Origin of the sequence: Actinomadura logoneensis (assembly GCF_003428695.1) — a bacterium.
GTDB classification, from domain to species: Bacteria; Actinomycetota; Actinomycetes; order Streptosporangiales; family Streptosporangiaceae; genus Spirillospora; species Spirillospora logoneensis.
In genome coordinates this window covers 1-4,016 of record NZ_QURH01000778.1, presented here as the reverse complement: position 1 = coordinate 4,016, position 4,016 = coordinate 1, and the positions used below count along the sequence as shown (strand labels likewise).

Sequence of the window (4,016 nt, the reverse complement as noted above, 5' to 3'; positions counted from 1 at the left end):
GCCGGGGTACCGCCGGACGTTGCGCGCCGCCGGGGTGCCGCCGGGGTACCGCCGGGAATCCGGCGGGCGTTGCGTGCCCGCCCGGGCGCCGCCGGTGCCGCCGGCCCGGCGACTTCCGGCAGGCGCGGACGGGCCGTCACCGAGGCGAAGGCGCAGGTCAACCGGGCTGTCCGGGATTTGCCCGATCTTCGCGGGCCGGTGGTGGGGGTTTTGAGAAAGCCCCGCCTAGGGTGATCGTTGTGGGAGGACTCCGCTGCCTGGACGGGTCGGCGCTCGCGGTCGTACCGGTCGCGGCGCGGGACCGGCGCGGTCTCGCCTTCGAGGTCACGCTGGAGCTGCGCCGCGACGGCGACCTGTTCGGCCGCGTCGGGGAGCGCTGCGGCTACTTCCTCGGCGACCTGGCCCGGCGGCTGGCCGCCGCGCGGGCGGACGACTCCCCGCAGGCCCTGGTCTGGCCCGATCCGGACGACCGCTTCCCCGACCCCGCGGGCGGGCGCTGGATCTCGGGTCCGGGCACGGGCAGCGAGCCCGAGCTGTTCGCCTTCCGCTACCGCGACCGCGGCGACCTCGCCGGCACCGGTGAACTGCGGTGCAGTGTCCGCACGTCCGCGGCGTGGGTGGGCCCGCACCGGTCGCCGGAAGGCCGGTGGCGGCTGGCCCGCCGGGCGGTCGTGGAGGCGTGGGGCGCGGGCGGACGCGGCGTCCGGGCGGTCCTCACGGCGGGGCAGCTCGCCGAGTTCCTGACGGATCTGCTCGCCGAGGCAGATCGTCTCGGGCCAACCGTGGGTCATAATTGAGCGTCCTTTCCGTCAAGGAACGGTCGCGCGAGGGGGTGCCCACACATGGCCGACGAGCGGAGGTCCCGGACGACCCGGGCCATCCGGCGGCACCGCCCGCGCCGTGCGCCGGCCGAGGACGGCGTGATCGGCGCGATCCGGCACAGCGCGCCCTACACCGGTCTCCGCGACGTCGTGTACCGGCTGTACGAGCGGCGCGTGGAGCGGTACATCCCGAACGAGGTCGTCCCGCGCCACGTCGGCGTGATCCTGGACGGCAACCGCCGCTGGGCCCGCGCGATGGGCATGGACGACGTGAACCGCGGCCACCAGCGCGGCGCGGACAAGATCTCCGACCTGCTGCACTGGTCCACCGAGGCCGGGGTGGAGGTCGTCACCCTGTGGCTGCTGTCCACCGACAACCTGTCGCGTCCGGCGGCCGAGCTGGAACCGCTGCTGCGCATCATCGAGAACACCGTCGAGGGGCTGGCCGCCGAGGGGTGGCACGTCAAGCCGGTCGGCGCGCTCGACCTTCTGCCCGACAAGACCGCGTTGGTCCTCAAGAAGGCCGGTGAAGAGACATCTGACCGTCCCGGCCTGATTGTGAACGTCGCGGTTGGGTATGGAGGTAGGCGTGAGATCGCTGATGCGGTGCGCTCACTGCTCCTCGAGCAGGCGGGTAAGGGCACCAGCATCGAGGAGCTCGCAGAGATCCTCGACGTCGAGCACATCGCCGAGCATCTCTACACGCGCGGCCAGCCGGATCCCGACCTGGTCATCCGCACGTCGGGTGAGCAGCGGCTCTCCGGTTTCATGCTGTGGCAGAGCGCGCACTCGGAGTTCTACTTCTGCGAGGTCCACTGGCCGGACTTCCGCAAGGTGGACTACCTGCGGGCTCTGCGCTCCTACGCCGCGCGGCACCGGCGCTACGGTTCCTGACGGTCGCCGTCCCACCTTCGCGATCACCGCTCCGGGAGTGTCCCCGGCCACCACCGCACGGGGTGGCCGGTTCCGGCATGTCCGGGGAGCGGACCGCCGCGCCACGAGTTCATCCCCCACGATCAGGGAGATCGAGTGGCCACATCCCTCCCGCGCCGTCCCGGGTCCGGCGAGCTCGCCGGACCGTCCGGAGGCCGTTCCACCGAAGCGCCGGGCGACCACGACCGCGACGGCGGCGCGCCCGGCGGTCCGGACGGCTCCCCGGACCGGCGCACCTACGTCCTCGACACCAGCGTCCTGCTCGCCGACCCGGGAGCGATGACCCGGTTCGCCGAGCACGAGGTCGTGCTTCCGATCGTCGTCATCTCCGAGCTGGAGGCCAAGCGCCACCATCCCGAGCTCGGCTACTTCGCCCGCCAGGCGCTGCGCACCCTGGACGACCTGCGGCTCACCCACGGCCGGCTGGACGAGGCGCTGCCGATCGGCGGGCTCGGCGGCACGCTGCGGGTCGAGCTGAACCACTCCGACCCGTCGGTGCTGCCGGACGGGTTCCGGCTCGGCGACAACGACACCCGCATCCTGTCGGTCGCGAGCTGGCTGGCCCGCGAGGGCCGCGAGGTGGTGCTGGTCTCCAAGGACCTGCCGATGCGGGTGAAGGCGTCGGCGGTGGGGCTGGCGGCCGAGGAGTACCGCGCGGAGCTGGCGGTCGTGGAGTCCGGCTGGACCGGGATGCGCGAGATCGAGGTCCCGGCGGCGGCCGTCGAGGAGCTGTACGAGGGCGGGCAGACCGACCTGGAGGAGGCCCGCGACCTGCCCTGCCACACCGGCCTGCGGCTGCTGTCGGAGCGCGGCTCGGCGCTGGCGCGCACGGCCCCCGACAAGTCCGTGCGGCTGGTCCGCGGCGACCGCGAGGTGTTCGGGCTGCGCGGCCGGTCGGCCGAGCAGCGCGTCGCGCTGGACCTGCTCATGGACGAGTCGGTCGGCATCGTCTCGCTCGGCGGGCGGGCCGGCACCGGCAAGTCGGCGCTCGCGCTGTGCGCGGGGCTGGAGGCCGTCCTGGAGCGGCGGGCGCACCGCAAGGTCGTGGTGTTCCGCCCGCTGTACGCGGTCGGCGGGCAGGAGCTCGGCTACCTGCCGGGCACCGAGAACGACAAGATGTCGCCGTGGGCGCAGGCCGTGTACGACACGCTGTCGGCCGTCACCACGCCCGAGGTCATCGAGGAGGTGCTCGACCGGGGGATGCTGGAGGTGCTGCCGCTCACCCACATCCGCGGCCGGTCGCTGCACGACGCGTTCGTCATCGTGGACGAGGCGCAGTCGCTCGAACGGGGCGTGCTGCTGACCGTCCTGTCGCGGATCGGGGCGGGCTCGCGCGTCGTCCTCACGCACGACGTGGCGCAGCGCGACAACCTCCGCGTCGGCCGGCACGACGGCGTGGCGGCCGTCGTGGAACGGTTGAAGGGCCATCCGCTGTTCGCGCACGTGACTCTGACGCGCTCGGAGCGCTCGCCGATCGCCGCTCTGGTGACCGACATGCTCGGCGACGTCGGGGGAGCGTGACCGGACGGTTCGCTGGCCCCGGCCGGCGGCCGGCGAACCGCCTCCGGACGGGCGGTCGGTCGCACGGCTCGCACGGCTCGGATGGCGGTCGGTGACGCGGCTCGGATAGGCGGTCGGTGACGCGGCCGTGACGCTTCGTGGACGCCCCGGTGACTCCGGTCTCACCGGGGCGTCCGCATGTTCTCTACGCAAAGTGATCAGTAAACATCACACCGTGTGGATGTGACTAACGTCACACGACCTAGACCGAACCTCAAGAAGCCCAGCTCTCGCCGCAGATCGGGCTATTCCGGGGATGAGTTGACAAGCACTGCCGAAAGACCATCAATCTCGATTTGGTTGCGAACCACCCGATCAAGTCAGGCATTGTGTGTCCCCGTAAGCACCCCCGAGCGGTGTGCGGACGGCGGGCGATCCCCTGAAGCGCCCCGTCCACCGCCGCTCCGGGCCGGGGAAGCGCCGTCGGCGGACCCCGCGACGGCCCAGGGGTGAAAGCCTCGTCCGCGCGTCCATGCGCGGCCGACCGTCGGAAGGACCGCCTTGTCCGGAGACCGTTTCGGCTCCCCTTGGCGAGACGATCGACACAGCTCCGACCCCCTCGGGCAGGACGGCGTCGCGCCGTCCGGACCGGTCGGCTCCGAGCCCTTCACGACCCCCGCGGCGTTCGGCGCGGCCCCCGAGGCCGCCGGCGCCGCCGAGGCCCCCGGCACCGCCGAGGACGACCTGCGGGTCGCCGGCGCG

Annotated in this window: 4 protein-coding genes; all 4 read left to right on the top strand. The window is 73.0% G+C overall.

Features of this window, described 5'->3' with window-relative positions; genetic code table 11:
• Positions 1-239: 239 nt before the first annotated feature.
• Positions 240-797: a hypothetical protein gene (locus DZF91_RS27235; RefSeq protein ID WP_117360009.1), complete on the top strand. Its 558-nt coding sequence runs from the start codon at positions 240-242 to the stop codon at positions 795-797.
• A 45-nt stretch (positions 798-842) separates the two neighbouring features.
• Positions 843-1,715 (top strand): isoprenyl transferase, encoded by an 873-nt coding sequence (locus DZF91_RS27230; RefSeq protein WP_117360008.1) that lies wholly within the window; start codon positions 843-845, stop codon positions 1,713-1,715.
• Positions 1,716-1,850: 135 nt separating this feature from the next.
• Entirely contained in the window at positions 1,851-3,275 is a 1,425-nt protein-coding gene (locus DZF91_RS27225; RefSeq protein WP_268915984.1) for a PhoH family protein, read from the top strand.
• A 540-nt stretch (positions 3,276-3,815) separates the two neighbouring features.
• Positions 3,816-4,016, top strand: a 201-nt coding sequence (locus tag DZF91_RS27220) for a hypothetical protein (RefSeq protein ID WP_199486926.1), incomplete at its 3' end; no start/stop codon positions are given.

Excerpts from the sequence above, each read along its gene's own strand:
- DZF91_RS27230 (WP_117360008.1), top strand. The coding sequence starts at position 843 with ATGGCCGACGAGCGGAGGTCCCGGACGACCCGGGCCATCCGGCGGCAC.